Origin of the sequence: Paraburkholderia rhizosphaerae (assembly GCF_004366595.1) — a bacterium.
Lineage (GTDB): Bacteria > Pseudomonadota > Gammaproteobacteria > Burkholderiales > Burkholderiaceae > Paraburkholderia > Paraburkholderia rhizosphaerae.
The window spans coordinates 92019-116888 of sequence record NZ_SORE01000005.1; the positions used below are offsets into that span (position 1 = coordinate 92019).

At 60.4% G+C, this 24870-nt stretch carries 17 protein-coding genes and 1 pseudogene; 9 read left to right on the forward strand and 9 right to left on the reverse strand.

Annotation, left to right across the window (positions count from 1 at the left end):
• The first annotated feature begins 210 nt into the window (after positions 1–210).
• Entirely contained in the window at positions 211–840 is a 630-nt protein-coding gene (locus BX592_RS08085) for a glutathione S-transferase family protein (RefSeq protein WP_208327869.1), read from the forward strand.
• 130 nt (positions 841–970) lie between these two features.
• On the opposite strand, the gene BX592_RS08090 is transcribed toward BX592_RS08085, so the two are convergent.
• Complete coding sequence (locus BX592_RS08090; protein ID WP_134191147.1) at positions 971–1417, reverse strand: SRPBCC family protein; 447 nt, start codon at positions 1415–1417, stop codon at positions 971–973.
• 43 nt (positions 1418–1460) lie between these two features.
• On the opposite strand from BX592_RS08090, the gene BX592_RS08095 reads away from it, so the two are divergent.
• The 3 genes from BX592_RS08095 to BX592_RS08105 all read left to right on the forward strand — a co-directional run bounded on the left by BX592_RS08095 (position 1461) and on the right by BX592_RS08105 (position 4695).
• Entirely contained in the window at positions 1461–2006 is a 546-nt protein-coding gene (locus BX592_RS08095; RefSeq protein ID WP_134191148.1) for a hypothetical protein, read from the forward strand.
• Positions 2007–2181: 175 nt separating this feature from the next.
• On the forward strand, positions 2182–4278 hold the full coding sequence (locus tag BX592_RS08100) for a phosphocholine-specific phospholipase C (protein ID WP_134191149.1): 2097 nt from the start codon (positions 2182–2184) through the stop codon (positions 4276–4278).
• A 78-nt stretch (positions 4279–4356) separates the two neighbouring features.
• Positions 4357–4695: a hypothetical protein gene (locus tag BX592_RS08105; protein WP_134191150.1), complete on the forward strand. Its 339-nt coding sequence runs from the start codon at positions 4357–4359 to the stop codon at positions 4693–4695.
• Between the two features lie 188 nt (positions 4696–4883).
• On the opposite strand, the pseudogene BX592_RS08110 reads toward BX592_RS08105, so the two are convergent.
• The 3 genes and pseudogenes from BX592_RS08110 to BX592_RS08120 all read right to left on the reverse strand — a co-directional run.
• Positions 4884–5147, reverse strand: a pseudogene (locus tag BX592_RS08110) (winged helix-turn-helix transcriptional regulator); the annotation flags it as partial.
• A gap of 29 nt (positions 5148–5176) precedes the next feature.
• Positions 5177–5569, reverse strand: a complete 393-nt coding sequence (locus BX592_RS08115) for a hypothetical protein (protein ID WP_134191151.1) — start codon at positions 5567–5569, stop codon at positions 5177–5179.
• 169 nt (positions 5570–5738) lie between these two features.
• On the reverse strand, positions 5739–11315 hold the full coding sequence (locus BX592_RS08120) for a trifunctional serine/threonine-protein kinase/ATP-binding protein/sensor histidine kinase (protein ID WP_243849387.1): 5577 nt from the start codon (positions 11313–11315) through the stop codon (positions 5739–5741).
• A gap of 369 nt (positions 11316–11684) precedes the next feature.
• Here BX592_RS08120 and BX592_RS08125 point away from each other — a divergent pair, with 369 nt between their 5' ends.
• Positions 11685–12122 carry a TerB family tellurite resistance protein gene (locus BX592_RS08125; protein WP_134191152.1) on the forward strand — a complete coding sequence of 146 codons (438 nt, stop codon included), beginning with the start codon at positions 11685–11687 and terminating at the stop codon, positions 12120–12122.
• Positions 12123–12278: 156 nt separating this feature from the next.
• Here the strand turns inward: BX592_RS08125 and BX592_RS08130 are convergent, their stop codons facing one another.
• The 3 genes from BX592_RS08130 to BX592_RS08140 all read right to left on the reverse strand — a co-directional run bounded on the left by BX592_RS08130 (position 12279) and on the right by BX592_RS08140 (position 15399).
• On the reverse strand, positions 12279–13802 hold the full coding sequence (locus BX592_RS08130; protein WP_134191153.1) for a CoA-acylating methylmalonate-semialdehyde dehydrogenase: 1524 nt from the start codon (positions 13800–13802) through the stop codon (positions 12279–12281).
• Between the two features lie 253 nt (positions 13803–14055).
• The gene (locus BX592_RS08135; protein ID WP_134191154.1) at positions 14056–14439 is read right to left on the reverse strand and encodes a nuclear transport factor 2 family protein; all 384 of its coding nucleotides are present in this window, start codon (positions 14437–14439) and stop codon (positions 14056–14058) included.
• Between the two features lie 24 nt (positions 14440–14463).
• Positions 14464–15399, reverse strand: coding sequence for an aldo/keto reductase (locus tag BX592_RS08140; RefSeq protein WP_134191155.1), 936 nt, complete (start codon positions 15397–15399; stop codon positions 14464–14466).
• A gap of 302 nt (positions 15400–15701) precedes the next feature.
• Between BX592_RS08140 and BX592_RS08145 the strand changes: the two genes are divergently transcribed.
• From BX592_RS08145 to BX592_RS08155, 3 genes are all read left to right on the forward strand, one after another.
• Complete coding sequence (locus BX592_RS08145; protein WP_243849388.1) at positions 15702–16799, forward strand: fatty acid desaturase; 1098 nt, start codon at positions 15702–15704, stop codon at positions 16797–16799.
• 55 nt (positions 16800–16854) lie between these two features.
• Positions 16855–17664: a phosphate/phosphite/phosphonate ABC transporter substrate-binding protein gene (locus tag BX592_RS08150; RefSeq protein WP_134191156.1), complete on the forward strand. Its 810-nt coding sequence runs from the start codon at positions 16855–16857 to the stop codon at positions 17662–17664.
• Positions 17665–18128: 464 nt separating this feature from the next.
• Positions 18129–19874, forward strand: a complete 1746-nt coding sequence (locus tag BX592_RS08155; protein ID WP_134191157.1) for an FAD-dependent oxidoreductase — start codon at positions 18129–18131, stop codon at positions 19872–19874.
• Between the two features lie 63 nt (positions 19875–19937).
• On the opposite strand, the gene BX592_RS08160 is transcribed toward BX592_RS08155, so the two are convergent.
• Entirely contained in the window at positions 19938–21161 is a 1224-nt protein-coding gene (locus BX592_RS08160; protein WP_134191158.1) for a DUF3443 family protein, read from the reverse strand.
• Positions 21162–21175: 14 nt separating this feature from the next.
• Positions 21176–21709, reverse strand: coding sequence for a DUF2844 domain-containing protein (locus BX592_RS08165; RefSeq protein WP_134191159.1), 534 nt, complete (start codon positions 21707–21709; stop codon positions 21176–21178).
• Positions 21710–22547: 838 nt separating this feature from the next.
• On the opposite strand from BX592_RS08165, the gene BX592_RS08170 reads away from it, so the two are divergent.
• Positions 22548–24764, forward strand: coding sequence for a glycoside hydrolase family 3 C-terminal domain-containing protein (locus BX592_RS08170; RefSeq protein WP_134191160.1), 2217 nt, complete (start codon positions 22548–22550; stop codon positions 24762–24764).
• Positions 24765–24870 lie beyond the last annotated feature (106 nt).

The window sequence follows — 24870 nt, forward strand, 5'->3', positions numbered from 1 at the left end:
GATCGACCCATAGTTCAGGTTGGCTAAAGAGCTCGGCACATTCCCAAACGACCGTGTACTATCGAGCGACTCGCAACGAGCGTGGTCTGTTCGACCAGCGTTTACGCATCGCCGACACGCGCGCGTTGATCGCATAAGAAAGCCACGCAAGTGCGGTGTTTTGTACACACCAGCCGCCCTTCATTGGGTGGCATTCACTTGGGAAGCAAGATGACCATCAAGCTCAAGCTTTGGGGTTTCAGCGGATCAACCTATGTCCGGACCGTGCGGATGCTTTTGGCGGAGAAAGGCTTCACGGATTACGAGCAGGTTCCTGTCAATGTACTGAAGGGCGAGCCGCGTGAAAGCGAGCATTTAGTGCGGCACCCGTTCGGCAAGGTGCCGGTGGTTGACGTGGACGGATTCCGGATCATGGAGACGTCGGCGATCATGCGTTATCTCGACACCGTGTTGCCCGGCCCGTCGTTGACCCCTGCAACGCCGAAGGATCGAGCGCGCATGGACATGGTGACCAGCATCGTCGATTCGTATGGTTATGGTCCACTAGTGAGTGTCGCCGGTTACTACCTGTTTCCGGATTTCATTGGTGGCCAGAACGACGACGCGCTTAAGGCTGCGCTCGAAAAAAGTCGCGTCGTTCTGAACGAGTTGATGCGCATCAAAGGCGAATCGCCGTATCTCGCGGGTGACGCGTTGAGCATTGCCGATCTTTATCTGGCGCCAATCGTGAACTATGTGGCGCTTACACCGCATAGTGATGAAATCCTGGCCTTGCCTGGCGTTGGACCCTGGTGGGACCGTGTTGTCGCGCATGACAGTTTCCGCTCGACCGCGCCCTGATAAACAGCAGTTATTTGGTAGTTGGGGCCATCGCGCTAATGGCGGCATGGCCCCTTGCAACTTCAGCGACATCGTGACGCGCATGTAGGCGAACGCACGCGCTCGCCACCGCGGTCTATCGCACTTGCCATCACTCAGGGATATCAGGCTCGACCAATCGCGCCAGCTGAAGCAGCGATTCCTGCCAGCCGAGATAGCACATCTCCACAGGAATGACTTCGGGTATGCCCTCCTGCACAACGGTGAGTTCCGTTCCGCAGGACACCTGTCGCAATGACACGGTAACGTGCATCTGACCGGGCAGATTTGGGTCGTCGAAGCTGTCCGAGTACCGGATCTTCTCGAACGGCACCAGTTCGATGTATTCGCCGCCGAACGAGTGACTGTTTCCGGTGCTGAAGTTACGGAAAGACATCTTGTGCGTGCCACCGACGCGGGCGTCCAGGTGGTGCACCTGACAGGTAAAGCCGTACGGCGGTAGCCACTTTGCCATGGCGTCGGGTTCGAGAAAAGCGCGATAAACGCGTTCGGGGGGCGCGCGCAACACGCGGTGCAGACGGACGGTTCCGGTAGTCATGGTGTGCTTCCTTTCAATGGAGATTGGACACACTGCTACGACGATGGATCGAAGCCAGAATCGACATTGGGCGAAGTTGCGGCGCAAAAAAATCGATTTTTCCCAACGACGAGGAGCCATCGCGACAGACGCTGCCTTGCTAAATCCTTTCTATCCCATCAATCATGTTGCGGCTAACTTGACCCTGAACGCACCATGGTCGTGCAGCACACGCTGCGCAGCATTCCGAAATATCCAGTCGAGCGATGCGCCGATCTACGAGATTACGATTTCCTTCGCTGTTCTCCACCACTTGCCGACCCAAACACCGCACGAGCGCGTCATAGCCTCGTGGGTAAACGTCGCGCGCGCGAATAGCAGCATCGTTGCTAAGCGTGCACCAGGGAAAGTCCCGCACCACGATGTGTGCCGCCTCAAGCGTGTCCAACCCGTTGCTTCGATGCTCGACATTCATCGAAAAAATTTTCGATGCATCTTTGCCTCCGAAGTAAACCCAAGCGACACAAGCACTTGCGATACGGACTCCGTCAACCGCAACGTCATGCACGGCGGGACGCTATACGTTCCGATGATTTTTTATCGAAATTGAAATTGCCATCGGACAGTCATTTTTTTCGACCACGCTTGCGGATGATTTCTCGTGCGTCGACCTGAGCAGTTAAGCAGTTCGTCTAAGCACGCGCGAAACGTGCCCTGAGTGTAATGCAAATGCAGGGCAGCGTTTCATGTCGTACCTACCCTCCCTTTGGATGCTTACACACAAGATGACTTCAAATAGCCGACGCGATTTCTTGCGCGCTGCTGCTCAAGCAGCTGGCGCAGCGACTGCACTCGGAACGGTGCCCCTCGGAATTCAGAAAGCATTGGCGATTCCCGCGAACAACGCCACGGGCACGATCGAGGACGTTGAGCACATCGTCGTGTTCATGCAGGAGAACCGTTCATTCGACAACTACTTCGGCTCGTTGCGCGGCGTGCGCGGTTTCGGCGATACGCGCACAATTCCGCTGCCAAGCGGCAAGCCGGTGTTTTTTCAGCCTGCTTCAACGCCCGACGGTTACCTGCTGCCGTTCCGCCCGAACCTGCCGAACCTGGGCTCGCAGTTCGTGCAGGACCTGGACCACAGCTGGTCTGGCACGCACGCCGCGTGGAACCAGGGCCGTTATGACCAGTGGGTGCCGGCCAAGGGCACGACGTCGATGTTCTACATGACGCGCGCGGACATCCCGTTCCAGTACGCGCTCGCCGACGCGTTTACGATTGCCGACGCGTACCACTGCTCCGCGATGACGCCGACCGACCCGAATCGCTACTACATGTGGACCGGCTGGGTCGGCAATGATGGCAGTGGCGGCGGCCCGGTGATCGACAACGCGGAAGCCGGCTATTCGTGGAGCACGTTCCCGGAGAAGCTCCAGGCAGCGGGCATTTCGTGGAAGGTCTACCAGGACATGGGCTCGGGCCTCAATCCGTCGACCGGCTGGGGCGACGATCAGAACCCGTTCATCGGCAACTTCGGCGATACGTCGCTGCTGTTCTTCAAGCAATACCAGAACGCGCAACCGGGCAGCCCGCTGTTCCAGGGGGCACGCACCGGCACGCAGGTAATCAACAGCGGCAACTACTTCGACATCCTGCTCAATGACGTCAAGAACAACACGTTGCCGCAAGTGTCGTACATCACCGCGCCGGAAGCGTTCTCCGAGCACGGCAACTGGCCGCCGAGCTATGGTGCGTGGTACGTCGACCAGGTGCTGCAGGCACTGACGTCGAATCCGGAAGTGTGGAGCAAGACCGTGCTGCTGCTGATGTATGACGAGAACGACGGTCTGTTCGACCATATTGCGCCGCCGTATGCATCGTCGACGCCGGATACCGGCATGTCCACCGTATCGACGGTCAATGAGTTCTTCGCCGGCAACAGCGGCAACCAGCCGGGCCCGTACGGTATGGGACCGCGCGTGCCGATGATTGCGATCTCGCCGTGGTCGAAGGGCGGCTACGTGTGCTCGGAAGTGTTCGACCACACGTCGGTGATCCGCTTCATCGAGAAGCGCTTCGGCCGCAACGGCAACCTGAACGAGACGAACATCACGCCGTGGCGCCGTACGGTGGCCGGCGACCTGACGTCGATGTTCAACTTCAAGAATCCGAATCGCGGCTTTCCGAACCTGCCCGCTACGTCGTTCCCGGCTGACAAGAACCGTCATCCGAGCGTCGTGCCGGCGGTGCCGGGCACGCAGGTGATGCCGAAACAGGAACCGGGCCAGCGTCCCGCGCGCGCACTGCCGTACGAGTTTTTCGTGCGCGGCCATGCGACCGCCGACGGCACGGGCTTCCAGCTGCATATCACCAACACCGGTCATGCGGGCGCGAACTTCCTCGTGTACTCGGGCAACCCGACGGACCTGCCGCGCAGCTATACGGTCGAGAAGGGCAAGGACCTCGCGGACAAGCTGATGCTCGCGCCGGGCGGCAAGTTCGACTTCTCGGTGTTCGGGCCGAACGGCTATCTGCGCCGCTTCGTCGGCGTGGTCGACTCGACGGGCGGCAAGCACGGCGTGATGATGGAAATCGCCGATGGCTTCGACGTCGCGAACGGCAACCTGCAACTGAAGCTAAAGAACGGTAGCAATAAACCTTGCACGTTCAAGGCCGTCAGCGCCTACGATTCGCATATCGACGGCAACCTGCGCGTGCGCGGCGACGACTCCAGCACGGTGATGGTCAATCTGCAGAAGTCGGACGGCTGGTACGACCTGACGATCACGGTCGACATCGATGCGAACGCGCTGTGGCGTATCGCGGGGCACGTCGAAACGGGCCGTGAAAGCATGTCGGATCCGGCGCTCGGTAGTTGATGCTGTAGGCGCTGGGGGAGGCAGCGGTCGGCCGCATCGTCAGGATGCGGCCGACCGCGAAGACGCGATACAAATGGAATGAACAGGTTCGGATCGTGGCACGCATCGGTGGATGCGGGTGAGCGATCCGGCTGTCAGGGCAAGGAGAAGATTCTGCGGCATCTATCGTTTAACTGGCGCGGGCCTGCAGTGCTGCTGGCCTGTTTGTGGGTAGCTGCATGCGGCGACGGCAGCAGTGCGTCGTCGGATAACGCGGCTTCGGACGCAACTGCGCAGGGTTCGGGAACCAGTCAGTCCACGATGGGCGGCAACGACACGCCGACAGGCTTGCCGGCGGCGCCGTGGGCAGCGGCTTCGTCACCCAAGCCGGCATCCGGCGCGTTGTTACCGCCGGTGATTCATACCGTCGACGACTAGCGGCTGCATGCGACGCGTGGCGCCGAATGCCACGGGCGACCGGGCGTTACTCCGGCTGCTATGTCCGCATCACTGTGTCGGGCGATTCTTCCGACCGTACGCTGGCGAGTGATGCGCACCTTCACACCTGCGGCGCAGGCACCCGTGGGTTTGATCATTGTGGCTCATTTGCGCGGGCCTTACATCATTCAGTCATCGAGTGAAGAAGGCACTGCGTGCATTGCTTTGACCGTCGCCGGCTGCGGTGCGTCCGGTTCACACTGTGGACGGCTCTTAAGCCAAAGTCCGAACTCGCGCATGACCTCGACGACAGGCCTCAGCCGCTCACCGTCTTGAGTGAGCTGATACTCGACTTTTACCGGCACCTCGGCGAATACCGTCCGCCGCACGAGGCTTGCCTGTTCGAGTGCTCGCAAATCGAGCGTCAACATGCGCTGCGAGATTTCTGGCACATGAATCAGCAATGCGCGGCCTTTTGCGTCTACATCTTCTGCACGTCAATCGGCCCATACATCATTAAAACAAAATAGCCCGTCTTCGTTGCGAACGATCCATCGGTCCATCCGTTGGGTACGTGGACCAATGCAAAGCCGTTTGTCTCCAATCCATCGACAGGCACGTCGATCTTATGCTTCGTGATCTGCTCGAGATCTTCCTTCGTAAATGGCTTGATGGTGGAAGCGACGGGCGACCACTTCCCTTGTGCGTACTCGGACACCGCATAGCTGTTACCTTGCGATTCGACCTTTAGCAGCGGCGTCACTGTACCGTGATCGTCATAGCCGTACGTCCCGGTCATCGTGCCTGACGGTGCGGCTTTATTGCACGCTGCGAGACACAGCGTCAGCAATCCAGCCCATACTACTTTTTTCATCTTTGTCCTCATTGTCTAACGCAATCGGATGCACGCGCAGACGCAATTCGAGGGCGAACGCTCGATTCAATGCAGCCGGTGCGATGCCGTCGGGATAACGGCATGCAAGACAATTTCTTTAGCAAAGCGACGCTTTATCCGGGTAGCCGAAAGCGCGAATGGCCATGTGTCATTCTGCGTCAAGCCCGAACAGCGTAGGCGAGTGCGTGGACAATGAAAACTCGAATACCGCGCCGCGCGGCGTATTCGGCTTCGCGGACAGCCTTCCTCCATGAGCGTCGACGATCGAACGGCAGATCGACAAGCCCATGCCCAAGCCACCGACCTTCGTCGTGTAGAACGGCTCGAAGACGCGTTCGCTTCCATCCGGAGGAAGCCCTGGGCCGGAATCCGACACACGAATCAATACACCGTTCGATAGCACCGCTGCGGTACTGATCAGCAAATCACGCGCCCCGTCGCTGGTTGCGCTCATCGCTTCGATAGCGTTGACGATCAGATTGAGGATCACCTGTTGTACCTGCACGCGGTCTGCGCTAACCGACGGCAAACCGTCCGCGAGCACAGCCTTCACCGATACGCCGTGCTTCGTCGCTTCCGCAAGCGTGAGTTCGATGACCTCGCGCACGGCTTCGTTGACGTCCACCGTGTCCTTGCGCGGAGGCGCTTTCTTGATGAGGTCGCGAATCCGTCCGATGATGTCGCCGGCTCGCATCGAGTCACTCACAATGCGATCGAGCGCTTGCATCGCTTCCGTCATGTTAGGCGGTTGCGCCCGGAGCCAGTGGATCGCAGCTGCGGCGTTGGCGGCGGTTGCCGCGATCGGCTGCTTGATTTCGTGGGCAATCGACGCGGTGAGCTGCCCCATTGTCGTCGCACGGTTCGCGTGTGCCAGTTCAGCCTGCACTTCGCGGTAGCGCTGCTCGCTCTCGCGCGCCTTCGCTTCGGCCTGCTTGCGCTCGGTCAGATCGAGCACGAATCCGACGCCCTCCTTGCCGCTTTCGAAGGCACTGATTCCGACCAGCACCGGGACGCGACTACCGTCCTTGCGCAAATACTCTTTCTCGTACGGCTGAATCGTTCCTGTCGCTATCAGCTCGGCATTCGCTTGCGCTGTTCGGTCACGCCATTCCGGTGGCGTCAGATTCGAACGGCGTACGCGACCTGGCGCAAAATCTTCCCGCTCGTATCCCATCATTCGCAGAAATGCGTCGTTTACGTCATAGACCGCGGCGTCACTGAATTCCGGTGTCCCGCCCTCAAGCCGCCAGACGAAGATACCGATAATGTTCGCGTCAACCAGGCGCCGGATTTTCCTGTCACGTTCCGCGGCCTCCTGATACAACCGGCTGTTTTCCAGTGCAATTGCCGCCTGTGAAGCGAGCAGCTTCAACACCGCGACCCGCGCGGGCGCAAAAACGTGCGCCGCCAGGTTGTTTTCGAGGTAAAGCACCCCGACGAGCTTCGCCTGGTTGAGCAGCGGGATGCACAGAATGGAGCGGGCGTGATGCTCGAGAATGTAGCGATCGGCTGCCAGCGCGGCGTCGGCCGACGCATCGCCGACAATGACGCTCTCGTGGGTACGCAGCACATACTGGAGAACCGGCTCGGGCAACGCGGCGGCGTCCAGCGGCTGGCCGCGCAAATGCACGACGACCGCGTCGCCGCGCGTGGTGGCTTCCGCGTCGATCCACAGCGCGTCCCCGCGCTGAAACAGCAACAGGCTTCGCTCCGCCCCTGCCTGGGTCATCGCGGTGCGCATCAGCATATCGATCAGCTTTTCGAGGATGATCTCGCCGGAGACCGCTTGTGACACCTTGATCACCGTCGCGAGGTCAAGGTGTTCGACCGGCGCTCCGATCGTGCTGGTGGGCCCGACGGCCGGCAGTTCGTCCTTGAGTCGGGGCTGTGACTCGTCGAGCTGCCTGACCTTCGCGTTGGCGCCCCAGCAAACATAGCAATATCGAGCATTGCGTAGATACGCGATGGAAATGGTCTCGAAGCCACGTGCCGCATAAAAACGCGCAGCCAGTTCGTTGGCTAGTGCTTCGTGGTGAACGAAGCCATTGTCGCGCGCCGAGCGGATCGCCTGCTCGTACAGACGTTCGGCGTCGAGCTCTCGTCCGTCCACGCGTGCGATCTCCGCGGCAACCAGCGCGGCGCGATTCTCGAAGTTGTCCGGGCAATTCGCCGCCCATATCTCGAGTTGCCGGTGGTGCATAACCAGAGCGTTGAGGTGCCGCTCGCGTTCAGCTGCGAGAACATCGCAGGACGCGGCGTGACTGAGCGCGCTGTAGAAGTGATATTCCGCTGTTTCGAAATGCGATGGCGATGTCCAAAGCAGCCGTTGCGCGTTGAACGCGGCCTCGGTTGCCGCTGCGTAGTCGCCAGCAAGGTAACGCGCTTGCAACTTGCGGACCCAATACCAGCACTCGGCAAGCGCCAGATCCGGATTAGCCGCGAAGCGCCGCTCGATCAATCGTTCGTCAAACTGAGTATCGTCGAAACGGCCGAAGACCGGCGTCAGTCCTCGGAGTGTCCGGATCAGCGAGAGCTGCGTGCCGAGGCGGTCGATCGCCAGTCCGAATCGCATCTTCTGCGCGAACGCGAGACCGCGCTCCGCTTCACATTGAACGTCGGCGAGCGGATCGCCGGCGGCAAGCAGGTTCGTGTTCAGATGACTGCAGCAATGCGCGGCGAAAGTGAGGTCGCCACTTTGTTTACCGGCCTCGAACGCACGACGCACGAGCTCGCGGCCCGTGCGGATATGTCGCGTCCACGGCAGAACGACATTTCCGAAACCGACGTAAATTCTCGCCTTGAAACGCTCCAGCCCACGCTGTTCGACGAGGTCGTAGCCGAGCCGGCCGAATCGGAAGCCAGTTTGATAGTCACCGAAACGGTGGCCGGCGATCATGCCGCCCAGCCATTCATACGCGCAGCAGGACCCATCGGAATTGCCGCCTTCGAGGCTGAGATTCACCAGCCGGCAGGTGATCAGGCAAAACAGATTGGCATTCGTGTACAACGCGGGCACCGCGAGTTTGACCAGCACATCGCAGGTGACGAGGGATGCTGGATCGCTCATCAAAGGCAACTCGACGAGTGTTTCGATCGGGCGGTTGCCGAGGGTCGCCCAGATGCGCTCGTATTCACCGCGCGCTTCGGCTTCGGTCGGATGCGGCGACCACTCGACGCCAAGATGCCGCAAATAATCGAGACCGACGGCGACCGCATGGCCGCTTCGATCGATGGTCAAGTACAACTCCACCCGCAAGCTCGCCACCGACGCGCGTTCGGCCATCGTCGCCACACGAGCCGACAGTGCGGTCAGGCGCGCGTCCGCTTCGGCCAGCGCGCCGGTCAGAAACTCGCATTCGGCGCGGTTCAGTTCCAGCGCGCAGACCAGTTCCCGGCATTGCTCCCAGCCTGTATGACCCAACAGGGTCGAGCCCGTCACAAGATACTTGAGTGCTGAAGCATAGGCGGTGGAAGCCTTCGCGCGCCGCCCGGCGATCAGGTTGAATTCGGCGAGCCGTTCGCGCTCCGCTTGCGAGTCGATCAGCGGGATCGCGCGATTCAGGTGGTTGACGATCTCGAAGATCACCTCTTCGCGCTTCTCCGCAGGGGTCTGTTGCGCAAGCACCCGGCCGATCCGAAGATGCATTTCGCCGCGCCGCTCTTCCTCGATCAGCGAATACGCGGCTTCCTGAACGCGATCATGGACGAACCGGCAGGTTCCCGCGAGGCGTTCGACCATTTCGTGGCGGCCGGCGGGTCTGAGCGTCTCGTGGACTTGCGCCTCCGACATGCCAAGCACGATCGCGAGTGTCGTCGTTTCGGCGGTGTTGCCGAGACAGGCAAGTTCCTGCAGAGCGGTCTGCGTTTCGAACGGCAGCCGGTTCAGCTTCGCGACCATCAGGTCCACGACATTATCGGTGTAGCCCTTCGCGTGAATGCGCGCGAGATCCCAATGCCAGCACGCGGTGTCGTGATCGAAAGCGAGCAGCCCTGTGTCGGCCAGCGATGACAGGAACTGATTCGCGAAAAAAGGATTGCCGCCGGTTTTGGCATGCACCAGTTGTGCGAGCGGCGCCGCGCGAGCGGGCTCGCAGCGCAGCGCGTCGGCGATCAGTTGCGCGAGATGCTCTTCGGCAAGCGGCGCGAGCACAATGTTTTCAACCTTCCCGCCGGCGGCCCTGATCGCTTCCAGCGTGCGCATCAGCGGATGCCCGGCTGCGACTTCGTTGTCGCGATACGCGCCGATCAGCATCAGATGCCGTAGATCGGCGCTGCTTAGCAAGTCCTCGAGCAGATCGAGCGTCGCCGCGTCGAGCCATTGCAGGTCGTCGAGAAACAGCGCCAGCGGATGCTCGGGCCGGGCCAGCACCCCGATAAAGCTGCGCAACACCAGTTGAAAGCGCCTTTGCGCATCCTGTGGCGAAAGCTCGGGGACCGGCGGCTGCTCGCCAATGATGAGCTTCAGTTCGGGAACGACATCGACGATCAGCCGACCGTTGGGCCCAAGCGCCTGCAGAAACGCGTCGCGCCAGCCGGCAAGTTCCGCATCGCTCTTTCCGAGCAGCGGCCGGACAAGGCCCTGAAATGCCTGAGCGAGCGTCGAATAGGGGATGTCCCGCTTGTATTGATCGAACTTGCCCGCAGCGAAAATCCCGCGTGGCGGCACCAGGACCTTATGGAGTTCGTTGACGACCGAGGACTTGCCGATGCCGGCATAGCCGGAGACGAGCACGAGTTCCGGCGCACCGTTTGTGACGATGCGATCGAACGAAGCCAGCAAGGTCTCGACTTCCCGCGCACGCCCGTAGAGTTTTTCAGGAATCAGCAGCCGATCGGGCGTGTCCTGTTGGCCGGGCGCGAAGTCTTCGATGTCGCCTTGCGTTGCCCACTCGTGCAGGCAGCGCCGCAAATCACGCTCGAGGCCACCCGCGGTCTGGTAGCGCTCCTCGGCGGTCTTGGCCAGCAGCTTCATGACGATCGCGGAAACCGAAGCGGGGACATGCTCCAGCCGTTCGCTGGGCGGCACCGGTTTGCGAGCGATATGGCAGTGCACCCATTCGATCGGGTCGGCGCCATAGAAGGGCAAATGGCCGGTGAGCATCTGGTAGAGCGTGACGCCGAGTGCGTAGAGATCGCTGCGTGCGTCGATCGAGCGATTCATGCGGCCGGTCTGTTCCGGAGCCATGTACGCGAGCGTGCCGGCGATGGTTTCGGGAGGCTCGGGCGCTTGCCGCTCCCGCGGCATACGCGACGCGATACCAAAGCCGGTCAGCCATGCTTTTTCCTGCTCGGAATTCACGAGGATGTGCGCTGGCTTGAGGTCCTTGTGAACCAGCCCGCATTGGTGCGCTTTGCCGAGGGCGGCGGCGATGCTGATCGCAAGACGCAGAAAGCGGCCCACGCCCATCGGCGCGCCGAGCAGGCGGCCCAGCGGCGCGCCGCCAGGGTCCTCGAGCAATAGCAGCGTTCGACCGCCTTCATGGACGACTTCGAGCGGCCGCACCGCCCAGGTGCTGTCGAGTTGGTCTTTGAGCGCGTATTCGTGAACCAGACGATCGAGGCTGGCGGGAGTCGGATGCTCGGCGGTAGGCTCCACGGTCAGCACGGCGCTCTGCCGGCCGTCGGCGATGGGGCGCCATCGTCGGCAGAGTGTGCGCTCGCCGTCTTCCCATAACACCTGAGAACCGGCGTCGCCAGTCGCGCCGAACCGCAGAGAGGAGTCCAATCAGGGCCTCCGTCGTTAAGCCGGTTGCCGCTGTCGGGCAAGAAGTGCCTATCGGCCAGACCGTTGCGAGTCTTAGTCTGCCACAGCTGACAGCGGTGGGGAATGTGTGCCTGCCCTTAGCCTCGCGCCGTTCTCGCCAATCAGCTGACGTATTCGCTTCACTCGCACTCTATCTCGCGAACGCGTCAGCCCTCTCATTTTCGGCTAATACCTCGCGCCTAGCATCCATTGCAGCGATACCGCAGTGCTGTACGGGCATCGGGTTGACACGACAGTTAGCGTGCATCGCCGGGCCGGCGACGCTGATGTTCGCCGGCACCTTCCCCACTTGTTTGCTGTTGAAGGTATCGACAGAGATGGAGGTTTGCGATGCGCCATTATCGAAGTGACAGTCCGGAAACCGCGGCCCGTATCATCGCCGCCTGTCTGCTATGTGACGGACACGTCGGATTTGAGGAACTGCAGGCACTGGACAGATGTGGAATCGAACAACGGTTACATATCAACCGCGGACAGCTGCTCGGCATCATGCGGGAGTTGTGCGAGGAACTGATGTCGACGCCCTGTCTGAACTGGAACGATAGCTGCCGGCCGGACCCGGAGATGGTCTTGCATCTGGCGCAGGACGTGCGAGATCTCCGGCTGCGCGAGGAGATCATCGCGCTGTGTGAAGCTGGCGCGTACCCGGACGGACATCGGTCGGAAAACTGCATCGTGTTCATCCAGATGCTACGCGACGCATGGAAGGAGCCGAGTGGATATGAATTGGCGCGCTCGCGCGATGCGTTAGAAAGTGCGCGAATGTAGGCGTTCCAGATCGAGCCGCGCACGCGCGTGCTTGCACGTCTGCATTGCGATGTGAAGGCACGATGGCTTGCGATGGAACGCGCAAATGCCGCTGTTTTCCTGAGCTAGCCATCGGCCGATCTTCCACAAAACCTGTAAAACGCGTCGATCAGAAATTTACGCCGCCGCAGGCATCGCAAAGCCTGCGCTGTTGTCGGCGCTATCGGGCCAGCGCTGCATTACGCTCTTATAGCGCGTATAAAACCGCACGGCTTCCTCCCCGTACGCATGATGATCGCCGAACAGAGACCGCTTCCATCCTCCAAACGAATGCCATGCCGACGGCACGGGACTCGGCACGTTGATGCCCACCATGCCTGCCTGAATGTGCCGTGTAAATGTGCGTGCCGTGCCCCCATCCGAAGTGAACAGCGATACACAGTTCCCCAACTCGTGTGCATTCGCGAGCGCGATAGCGCTTGCGAGATCAGGTACGCGGACAACGGACAGCACCGGCCCAAAGATCTCTTCCCGATAGATGGTCATATCGGGCTTTACATGGTCAAACAGCGAGCCGCCGAGAAAGAAACCCTCTTCATGACCGCGTACTGTGTAACCACGGCCATCGACGACCATCGTCGCACCCGCCGCGACGCCCGCTTCGATATAACCCGTTACTTTGGCTCGATGCGCGGCGCTGATGAGCGGCCCCATATCCAGATCGGGCTCCAACCCGCTGCCAATCCTGAGCGCGCGCACGCGCGGCGCAAGGCGCTCGATCAGTTCGTCGCCGATGCGCCCGACCGCTACCGCGACCGAGGTCGCCATGCAGCGCTCGCCGGCCGAGCCGTATGCCGAGTTGATCAGCGCATCGACCGCTTGATCGAGATTCGCATCCGGCATGACAACGAGATGGTTCTTCGCGCTGCCCAACGCCTGCACGCGCTTGCCGCGCTTCGCGCTTTCGCTATAGATGTACTCCGCAACCGGCGTCGAACCGACAACGGATATCGCGGCGACATCGGGGTGTTCGATCAGTGCATCGACCGTGTTTTTGTCGCCGTGCACGACATTGAAGACGCCTCTAGGAAAACCCGCCTCGATGAACAGCTCGGCGAGCCGGATCGATGCTGATGGAGTCCGCTCCGACGGCTTGAGTACAAACGTATTGCCTGTCGCGGCGGCCATCACGAACATCCAGCACGGCACCACCATCGGGAAATTGAATGGCGTGACGCCCGCGGCCACGCCGATGGGCTGGCGCAGGTTCCAGCTATCCAACCCGCTGGCGCTTTGATCGGTGAAGTCGGTCTTGAGCAGATGGGGAATGCCGCACGCGAATTCGACGATCTCGATGCCGCGCACCACTTCTCCCTTCGCGTCCGCGAATAGCTTACCGTGGTCGCGGGTAATGAGTTCGGCCAGTTCGTCCGAGTGTGCGTCGAGCAGTTCCTTGAACCTGAACATCAAGCGCGCGCGTTTTAGCGGCGGCGTTTCGCTCCACGCAGGAAACGCAGCTTTCGCCGCGGCGACCGCAGCGGCAACGTCGGTCGCGTTCGCAACCGGCACGCGCGCCGTAATTCGCCCTTGCGCCGGATCGTATACGTCGTTGAACCGGTCGCTTGTGCCCGCGGCGCGTTGACCGTCGATGAAATGGCTTAACCCGCGCACACGCGCGGCGCTTTGATTTGCTTCGTTCATACGTCCCTCCTCGAGGGGATGCGGGCGCTGCCGCAGTACCGTGCGCGCGGCGCCCACTCGATGTCGGGCGCGACGTAACGGACTGCGCAACGGACCATGTCCAGTAGTCCAGGGACCCGCGTCAGGTGATAGAAGGCTGCCCCGCGGATCACGAAAACGATCACCGCTGATGAGAACCAGTTTAGGTTTTATCGTTGTGCACGGATGCTGTAGCTACGACGGTTCGGGGACATCAGATGTTCGTTTCTGGCCATTACGCCGATGGCTGAACCCACTGTCTGCGCCAGTCCGGTGCTTCAAAGGGATCCGAAAAATACTGGGTCTCGTGAATGACCTTGCCGTTTCGAAACTCCATGATGCTTACCACGCACGTTGGTCGCCCTTTGTAGGTGATCGTGTATTCGGTGACCCAAAGATTGCCTTCCCCGTGCATTCTCCTGACATCGAAACCGGATGGTCTATCCGGATGATGGCTGCGCAATGCTTTCAAGTCGCTTGGCCCGCGGATTCTTTCACCGGATTGAGGATAGTCACAGATCGCATCGTTATCGTAAATCTCGTGTTCCAGGTCGAGATCGCCCGCTGCCGAGGCGCGCCAGTGACTGCTCAGGGCTTCACGGATTCTTTCGTCTTGCATGGATCGCCTCCATTTCCACTATCGCTAACGCTGCGTCAGGAAGCCCCCGCTACCGGTATTGACCACCTGGTTGAACCTCTGCCTGACCTCAATCCGATTGATCTCGTCAAACGCGTCTTCTGGAAGAGATGAGATGTCGAAATTTTCCCGCGCGCGTGCCGCACTCTTCGGGGTCGTCAGCAAAGCGCCGCCACGCTGCACCGCCCACGCAAGGAGTACCTGTGCTGGCGTTTTACCCGTTCGCGCGGAAATCCGGGAAATGACGGGGTCCTCGAGCGGCCCCGGCCTGATCCCGTGACCGAGCGGCGCGTAGGCCAGAAACACCATTCCTTTCTCTTTGCAGAATTCGAGGAGCTCCGTTTCCGGAAGGTACGGATGGGCTTCGACCTGCACCACCGCCGGCTTGATTCGCGCCGATTCATAGAGGAACTGCAACTCGTTAAGCAGAATGTCGGAGAGTCCGATCGCGCGGCATCGGCCATGGTCGACGAGATCTTCCATCGCCCGCCACGTGTCGAGTAGCGTCACACCTTCATCGTAGATCACATTGCCGCTTTCATCGCGTGGGTCCTGATCATCCCCTGGTTTAAATGCAAACGGCGTGTGAATGAGATAGAGATCGAGATAGTCGAGTGCGAGCCTGCTGCGACTCGCCTCGAAAGCCGGTTCGACGCGCTCGGGCCGATGGTTGTTGTTCCACATCTTGGTGGTCACAAAGACGTCTTCGCGCGCAATGCGTTGAGCAGCCAGCCCAATTCGTAACGCTTCGCCCACCTCGTGCTCATTCCGATATCGCTCGGCACAGTCGATGTGCCGATATCCGGCTTCGAGTGCATCCTGGGTGGCACGGATAGTCGTTGCCGCGTCGGGAATCAGCGTGCCAAAGCCCTGCACGGGCATATCGCCCCCTCCGTGATCAAGCGCTAACTTCTTACTGCGGAAATCGGACGACTCATTCATGGCCACACCTCCGCACCAGGTTCATTTCGCGCGATGAAGGACAACACTGGTGTTGTATGTGCGGAAGCTGGATCCGTCAAATCGCGTCGCGTGGAAGCGGCGTTCGAAGACGCAAGGCACGGCTTGCTTCATACCATTCCGTAACATGCATCTTCGATAAGTTGCGTGCCTGCGGGGTGCTACGAACATCGATCAATGCCGGTAGTCGCGTTACCAGAAATGCAAAGCAGAATTGATTGGTTCACCAACCGGAGCAGCCGCCTTTATCGTAAGCACTCGTTGCATCTGAACGCGGACCCACTGTGGAAAGTTTCGATTCTGCCCATCTGCAGACAACTGCACCGCACCGTGCGCCAGGCGCGGTCTATCTCGACGAAGCGCAGCGTCAGCAAGTATGTGCAGAAAGAGCTTCATGGGCCTGGCGCACCGAGTGGCCAACGTGGCTGCTGATATCGACGGTCTATGCGGCCTGGTTCGGCATCGCCACACAAGCGAGCCATATCGGGCTACCCATCGCGATTCCGCTGCTGAGCGTAGCGAGCGCCTGGTATATATCGCTACAACATGAGTTGCTGCATGGCCATCCGACGCGCTACCCGGCGTTCAATGCATTGCTCGGCTTCGCGCCACTTGCCGTGTGGTTTCCTTATCGGGTATATCGCCGCTCGCATCTCGCTCATCACGCGGCCCCATCATTGACCGACCCGGACGCCGACCCCGAGAGCTTTTTCGTCAGCACCGGTGACTGGCACCGGGCGCCATCGGTCGTTCGGGCGCTGTGGATAGCGCGCGCGACTTTCGCTGGGCGAGTGCTGGTCGGCCCGGCGTTGACGCTCGCGTCGACGGCACACGACGCTTGCCGGCGCATCGCGCGCAAGGATCGGCAAGACGTCCCTGCATGGGCGGCGCATGGACTTGCACTAGCGGCCCTGGTTATCTGGCTGGATCGGCAGTGCGGCATCCCGGCATGGCTGTTTCTCTGCGGCGTCGGATATCCGGCGCTGTCCATTACGTTGGTTCGCTCGTTCCAGGAGCATCGATATCATCCGGATCGGACTCGCCGCAGCGTGATCAATCACCCGTCTCTGGCCTGGCGTCTGCTTTTCCTGAATAACAATCTTCATGCCGTGCATCACGACTTACCTTCGGTGCCGTGGTTTGCACTTCCTGTGGTCTATCGTCGGCACGCGGCCGCTTATAACCAGCGCAATGCCGGTTACGTCGTGCACGGCTATCTGGAATGGTGGCGACGCTTTGCATTTACACCAGTCCGCTTTGTCGCACACTCAGGAGGCGTTGGTTGGTGCGGCCCCGATGAATCGGCGGCGGCGAAAACAGCGCATCTACCGATCGGCGCAGCGACGACGCCGATGCAGCGAAATCGCGTCGGCACACCTTGACACTGACCGGAACGGTACAACACCATGTTCTTCTGCCATTGAGCATGGGATCAAGATGGACCTGGTCGCGGTTTTCCCGATGTACAACGTCAGTCCGGAGCTTGCCGACGCGTGGCGCGAATTGGCACGGGAAGTCGGTGAGCGGGTGGCGGTACGAGGCCAGCGCATCAAGCTGGATATCGCTTCGACTGAGCCCACACAGCTGGACGCTATCTGGCGACGTCCCGATCTACTCCTCTCGCAGACATGCGGTTACCCGCTGACGCACGGCCTGGCTGAACATGTTCATGTGGTCGGGGTGCCGATTTTCGATGCACCGGGGTGCCACGAGTATTTCTATTCCAGTGCGATCGTGGTTCGCCGGACGGACCGAGCATCAGCGCTCGACGACTATCGAGGAAAGATCGTCGCCTACAACGACGATAGCTCGCATAGCGGCATGAATGCGCTGCGTCACGCCGTCGCGCCGCTAGCGCGGGGTGGACGGTTTTTCAGTCAGTCCGTCCGCACCGGCTCGCATCTTGATTCGTTGCGCGCAGTGTCCGGCAATCGAGCCGATATCGCGTCAATCGACTGTGTCACGCTCGCATTCGCGGGTGATTACATGCCGGACCTCATCGGGTCCGTGCGCGTGCTCGCATTGACGCGCGCGGCTCCCGCCCTGCCGTTCATTGCATCGCGAAGCGTGGAGCGCGATATGCTTTCCCGTCTCGCACCGGCGGTTGGCGATGTGATCGCCGCGCGTCCTTTACTTGCTGAACGCCTGCGCCTGAAAGGCCTTGCAATGCCGCCTGACAATGCTTTTCAAGCCATTCTCGAGAGGGAAGACGAAGCGCGGCGCGCGGGCTATCCCAATCTCGCCTGAAACTCCCCAAACATCATGGCTTGCCGGGTCAGTTGCAAACCGTAAGCGACAACGGCACATCCGTGCAGATGTACAGTTTTCCGAATGCATCGGTTGAACTCACGAAGGCTTGCGCGGGATGACGAACGTTGTCCGGCTTGTGCGCGACGAGGCCTTTACGATGCGGAAACAACTACGTCAAACAGGCAATGCAATTGGGCATTTCGTTTGTGCAAAACACGAAGGTCACGCTCTGTAGATCATCAACGGGCAACTCCGAAAGACCACGCTGCTTCGTCCTGAACCGGAATCGCCGCGTATCCCCGTAGCAGCAGCCCACTACGCAAATCCATTGCTCGCGCTAACAGCGACGCGCGCGTCGCGATACCTCCGCCTCGCCGGTGCCTTCCGGCGAGGCAGACAAAGCTCGAGCATGTCTTGAGATGCCCATTACGCAGGACAACCCCATTCAAGGAACACAACGCATGATTCATACCGACGTATTGATCGTTGGAAGCGGTCCTGCCGGATCTGCCGCCGCGCTCATGCTAAGCACGTACGGCATTGCGAATATCGTGGTGACGAAATATCGCTGGCTGGCGGACACGCCCCGCGCGCACTTTACCAATCAACGCACGATGGAAATACTGCGCGACCTTGGCATCGAAAAAGAAGCCATCGCGCTCGCTACGCCTCAGGAACTGCTGGGCGACACGGTGTTCTGCACGAGCCTTGCGGGCGAGGAACTCGGGCGTATCCGGACCTGGGGCACGCATCCGCTACGCCGCGCGGATCACGCACTCGCGAGTCCTTCCAGTTGCTGCGATCTTCCCCAGCACCTGCTCGAACCCATCCTGCTCGGCAACGCCGCATCGCGTGGCTCACACGTGAGGTTCGATACCGAATACCTGTCGCTCGTGCAAGACGCCGATGGCGTCACTGCCACCGTGCAGGATCGCTTGAGCGGCATGCGCTACGAGATTCGCGCCAAATATCTGATAGGCGCCGACGGCGGCCGTAGTCAGGTCGCCGACGATATCGGCTTGCCGATGGAAGGGCGCATGGGCATCGCAGGCAGCATGAACATCGTGTTCGACGCCGACCTGACGCGCTATGTCGCGCATCGGCCGAGCCTGTTGTATTGGGTGCTGCAACCTGGCTCGGATATCGGCGGCATCGGCATGGGTCTGATACGGATGGTGCGCCCGTGGCATCAGTGGATGATCGTGTGGGGCTTCGATATCGACCAGCCGCCGCCGGTAATCGACGACGCGGCAGCAACCGCGATCGTACGGCGCCTGGTTGGTGATGCAGACCTGCCTGTCACGATTCGCTCTACGTCGCTGTGGAGCGTCAACGACATGTATGCAACGCGAAACACCTGCGGGCGCGTGTTCTGCATGGGCGATGCGGTGCACCGTCATCCGCCTTCGAATGGCCTGGGTTCCAATACATCGATTCAGGATGCGTACAACCTTAGCTGGAAGCTGGCGGCGGTGCTGAAGGGCCTCGCGAATCCACGTCTGCTCGACACTTACGATGCCGAGCGGTCGCCGATCGCAAAGCAGATCGTGACGCGCGCAAACCAGAGCATTCGCGAGTTTGAGCCGATCTTCGACGCGCTTGGGCTACTCGACACCACCGACGTCGACAAGATGCAGGCCAGTATGGCAGCCCGTCGGACTGACACACAGGCCGCCGCCGCGCAGCGAGAGAAATTGCGTCACGCAATTGCGTTCAAGTCTCACGAATTCGATACGCATGGCGTGGAGATGAATCAGCGCTATCGGTCCGCCGCGGTGGTCAGCGACGGGACCGACGAACCGGCCTGGGAGCGCGATCGCGAGCTCTACTATCACCCGACCACCTGGCCCGGTGCGCGCCTGCCGCACGCGTGGCTGACTCGCGATGGGTATCGTGTGTCGACGCTCGACGTAGCGGGCAAGTCGCGTTTTGTCGTGCTCACAGGCATCGGCGGTGAGCCGTGGATCGCCGCGGTGCAGCGGGTTCGCGACCGACTAGGTGTGCCGATCGAAGGGGTCTTGATTGGTCCGGGCCGCCAGTTCGAGGATCCTTACGCCGAATGGGCGCGCGCTCGCGAGATCGACGAAACGGGTTGTATCCTCGTGCGCCCGGACGCACACGTTGCGTGGCGCAGCGCAGGCGCCGCAAATGCAGGCGAGCGTCTGATGGATGCAATGCTCAAGGTTTTATGCCGCGCGGCCGGGTGATAGTACGCGCAGCTGTTTGGCGACGTGACGGTGAGAACCGCCCCTTTGCGGGGGTGTGACGGATCACGACTGAATCGCGTAAAACGGCGCTGTCCCTGTCGACGGCTGATCACTGTCCGGGATGCCGAAGGTGATGGTCTTGCCATAGAAGTACGTCATACCCATGTCCAGTTCACCCTCTCCAAACAGGCCTACGTTCTGACCGATACCCGCGTGTGCTGCGTTCGACCCGTTACCGAGCTCGGAAACCGCATTGAACAAGGTGAACGAAACGCCGAGTGTGCCGCCGCTTTCGCTTTGCAGCGACGCGGAAATCGTTGCCGGGCCAGCCGGACAGAACCACGGCTGATTCGAGAAACTCGACGGACATTGACTGATCGACGGATCCACGAAGAAATACGCGCCCGAGCCCGAATCCAGCACGCCTGGCATCGGCAGGCCGTCGAAACTGGCGGCCACTTCGCCAAACGGTGTGGTTGTTATCGACTGCGCGTTCGCGGGGAGGACGTTGTTGCTCTGCGTGTTGACACCAAATGTCATGGTGCCCGAGACCGTACTCTTGCCGCCTTGACCGACTGCCGGAAAGCTTAGCGTCACACCGTTGTTATCCGTCGCGAACTTCGTCACCGGATTAGGCACCTGCTCGGCAAGCGGCACAGGGATGCCTGTGCAATTCGAACCGGCGCAATCGTAGTAGATTGACGCAGCAGCAAATTGGCACGAGGTCTGACAGTCGTGACGAATCACGTCCAGGCCGATCAGGCCATTGCCTCCAAACGATGAAGCGCCTTTCGCGGCCATATCGGGACCCGCCTCTGCGCAATCGGTGGGAATCGACGCAAACGAGTCGTCGACAATCTGAACCGGCAATGATGGAGCCGTTTCGCCGGCAATCTTCAGGTCGACCGTTGAAATCGGGCCCCACGCGATTCCCGAAGCAAATTCAACGCATTCAGCCAGGGTGTTGCCTTGCGCCGAGTCCTTGACGTTGACAAGACCCAGCGAAGACGGCACCGCCGAGCGAACGAGGCGCAAGCCCACCGAACCTGTATCGACCACAACATGGTCAATCGTCGCGCAGTTGCTGGTGCCGGGTGCACAGATGGTCACGGTCACGTAGGGTGCGTTAACAAGATTGAATTTCTGGTCTACGGTCACGCTGACCGTGTTGGGTGCCTGAGTTGCGCTGGAAATCTGACTACCCACGGCACTCGTGCCCCCCGCGCCGCCACCGCCGCAACCTGCGAGCGCCAATACGAAAGCGAGAACGGCAAGCAGCTTTTTCATGATGTCATCCTCGATTACTGAAGTTTGGAGAGGGAAACGCCGGCCGGCACCGCGGACGGAAGATAGGCGTAGCCTTTGAACCGGCCAGGATGGCCAAACGACTGAACGACGAGATCAGACGCATTCAGGCTTCGTTGATTCAGCCCAACTGCATGAATCGCATCAGCGCCTGACGGCTTCAAATAGCGTTCCGAATAGGTGCCGAGGATATCCACAAAATCCGGCTGCTGCGGACCGCTCCACGTTACTGCGAATACCGTATCGCTAGACGCTGCAACGAATTCGTGCACAACGGTTCCCGAATTCAGTATGACGACGTTCACGGTGTAAGCAGCAGTTGGCGAAGGAGTTGTGGCGACAGTCTGCGAGGCGGTCTCTTCCTTCACTACCGCGGCGGACTTCATGACATTGGATGAGACATGGACATTGGCGCCATTCAACGGGAAGCTGCCCAGTGAGGCCAGCGCCGGATGCGCGGTGAGACCGAAGCTGACGACTACGGCTAGCCCAATGAACCTCGTGCGTAACGCGTTCTTTTCTTCGTTCATGGCTTTCTCAAACGGTGTTCAGGTTGTTATGCGTAAGCAACACGCGGGATAGTTCGTATAACAACCGGCACACGCGTTACATATGGCGATTGACAGCTATTACCTAAATTTGAAAATTGTTCGACGGAGCCATGTCTGGGTTTCTTTGCGCGACAAGTAGAAGAGCTTTAAAAATTCATACGCCTATATTTTTTTGGAAGTCATCCTGACGATTCGCATCTGACACGACCGACAGTCTGGTGACTGCGCAACAAGTTCAGGCCATCGTAAACGTCATTGGGGTCCCGTACGGCACGAGTAGAAGACCCGCGCGCAACGGAGAGCGTCAACCGATTTGACACGGTTTTCGACGTTCTAAGGCGAACGGATTCGCCGTAGTTCCACTACATAAATCGACAACCGCGGGGTTCGGGTACATGCCGACCGATGCGACTGCTCGAGCGTCGTCGTCGCGCCGGAACGGGAGGGCACCGGCGACTGGCTGTTGCACGCTATCCCAAGGCTGACGAGACTTTCATCATGCTAACGAGCCCTTTTTATTACCTGTCGGTTTATTCACCGCTGCTAGACGGCACGCGTCGCTACGAGGGAAAGCACTGACGAGGAATCATGTACGGGTTCTCCATTCTTTTTGTAAGATGTTTTCGAGATTTGGAGTTTTGCTACATCGCCTTCAGCGACGGCATCCGCGGCGCAATTTCCGGTAGCCGCGTCGTGATCGTCTGTCGTCATGCCAGCCGCATTGTTGCTGGTACCTGTCTGGTGCCCGAACCGCGTTCGGTAACCGGTCTATATATTTAGTCATCCAAATATTTCTACCCATGACGGAGAGAGACACATGAGGATCGCTCGTTGGCCAGCCGCTGCGCTGATGGTTGCGCTGGCCGCTACTACTGCACACGCAGCAGACGGCGGTAACGATTCACCGTACCCGTTGCCCCCTCAACTGAAGGCGGCTGGCGAAGATTTTGGCGCGCATGTACGCGCCGATATGCTCGTGAAGCGCATGACACTGGATGAAAAGCTCCAGATGATCCATTCGAAGTATCAGATGGCCGATGTACCCGGCGGTGGCGCGGGCTATATCCAGGGCGTGCCGCGTCTGGGCATACCCGATCTGAATATGATCGACTCGTCGACCGGTTCTGGGAGCACGTCCCAGCCGAGCACCACGTTCCCATCGACGATCGGCCTTGCCGCAAGCTGGGATCCGTATCTTGCGCACGACTTCGGCGCGGTCATTGCCGATCAGTTGCGCGAGCAGGGCTTCGGCATGGGACTGGGTGGCGGCACCGACCTCGCGCGCGATCCGCGCGGCGGACGCCTGTTCGAATACCTCGGCGAAGACCCCGTGCTCTCCGGCGTGATTCTCGCGGCGCGGACCGTCGGCACACAGCAGCAAAAGGTCATCGCGACGATCAAGCACTACGTGCTCAACGATCAGGAAACAGGCCGCAACGGCGGCAACAGCCAGGCTGACGAGCGGACCATGCGTGAACTGTATCTGCTGCCGTTCGAGATTGCCGCGAAGGAAGGGCGTCCTGGCAGCGTGATGTGCAGCTACAACCGCGTAAATGGGATCTACGCGTGCGAAAACCCGCACATCCTGACTGACGTGTTGAAGAACGATTGGGGCTTCCCGGGACAGGTCCAGTCGGACTGGGGCGCACCGCAAAGCACGGCCGCGTCGATCAACGCCGGCCTCGACGAGGAAGAGGATGTCGGGCCGACCGTCTATCTGACACCCGATCTCGTCAAGCAGGCGCTCGCGACGCACCAGATCACGGAGAAACGTCTTGACGACATGGTCCGGCGCAAGCTGTACGTGATGATCAGTGCCGGCGTGTTCGATCATCCGGCTAAGGGCGGCGCGACGATCGATTTCGCGAAGTATCGTGCGTTCACGCAGTCCGCCGAAGAGCAATCGATCGTCTTGCTGAAGAACGACAGCAATCAGCTGCCGCTTGCTGCACATGGAGTGAACAAGATCGCCGTGATCGGCGGCCACGCCGATACGGCGGTGCTTACCGGCGGCGGATCTGGTAATACGCGCGATCCGGTTACCGGTCACTTCTCCGGTTGCGGTGGTCTCGTGTTCCCGCGGCAGACCGGCTGCGGATGGTGGCCCAATCCGTGGATGACGATTCCCGTGCCGATCGTCAAGGCGATCCAGCAGCTCGCACCGTCGGCGCAAGTCAGCTTCGCGGGTAACACCGATCAGAACCAGCCGTACCGCAACTACACGCAGCAGGAGATCGATCAGGCCGTGGCGCTTGCTCGCCAGTCCGATGTCGCGATCGTGGTGGTCACGCAAGAGGGTGGCGAAGACTTCGGCGAACTGGAAAGCCTGAGCCTCGCGAATCCGAGCAACCAGGACCAGCTGGTCGAGGCTGTTGCGCAGGCAAATCCGCATACGGTCGTGATCGTCCAAAGCGGCAACCCGGTATTGATGCCGTGGAAGGATCAAGTGTCGGCGATCATCGAGGCGTGGTATCCGGGCGAGGGCGGCGGACAGGCGATCGCCAACGTGCTGTTCGGCAAGGTCAATCCGTCGGGCAAGCTGCCGGTTACGTTCCCGCTGCGCGACCAGGATACGCCGACATGGGGGGCGAACGGCACGATTCCGACCGATCCGATCTACTCGGAAGGACTCGACATGGGCTATCGCTGGTATGACGCGAAGAATATCCAGCCGATGTTCGAGTTCGGTTACGGGCTGTCGTACACGCACTTCAGCTATTCGGACCTGTCGGTCAAGAAAGGCCCGGATCATACGCTGACGGCGACGTTCAAGGTGCGTAACGATGGTCACGTGGCAGGAGCGGAAACGGCCGAAGTCTATCTGGGCGTGAACTACAACGGCGAACCGCCGCGACGCCTCGTCGGCTGGGAAAAGATCTACCTGAAGCCGGGCGAAGCGAAGCCGGTACGTGTGACGGTCACGGAGCGCGGGCAGAGCGTCTGGGATACGGCGCACAACGGCTGGAAGTATGTGCCGGGCAGTGCGGTGTATGTCGGTGCATCATCGCGCGATATCAGGCTGCAGAGCCGGTAATCGGCGCGGCGGCTCCGGAGTGCCGGTTTCGGCCGGCCTCCGGATTCCGGCGTGGTCACGAAGGAGTGCGGGAACTGCGTGCCTATCCACGCGATTGGCTTTACCA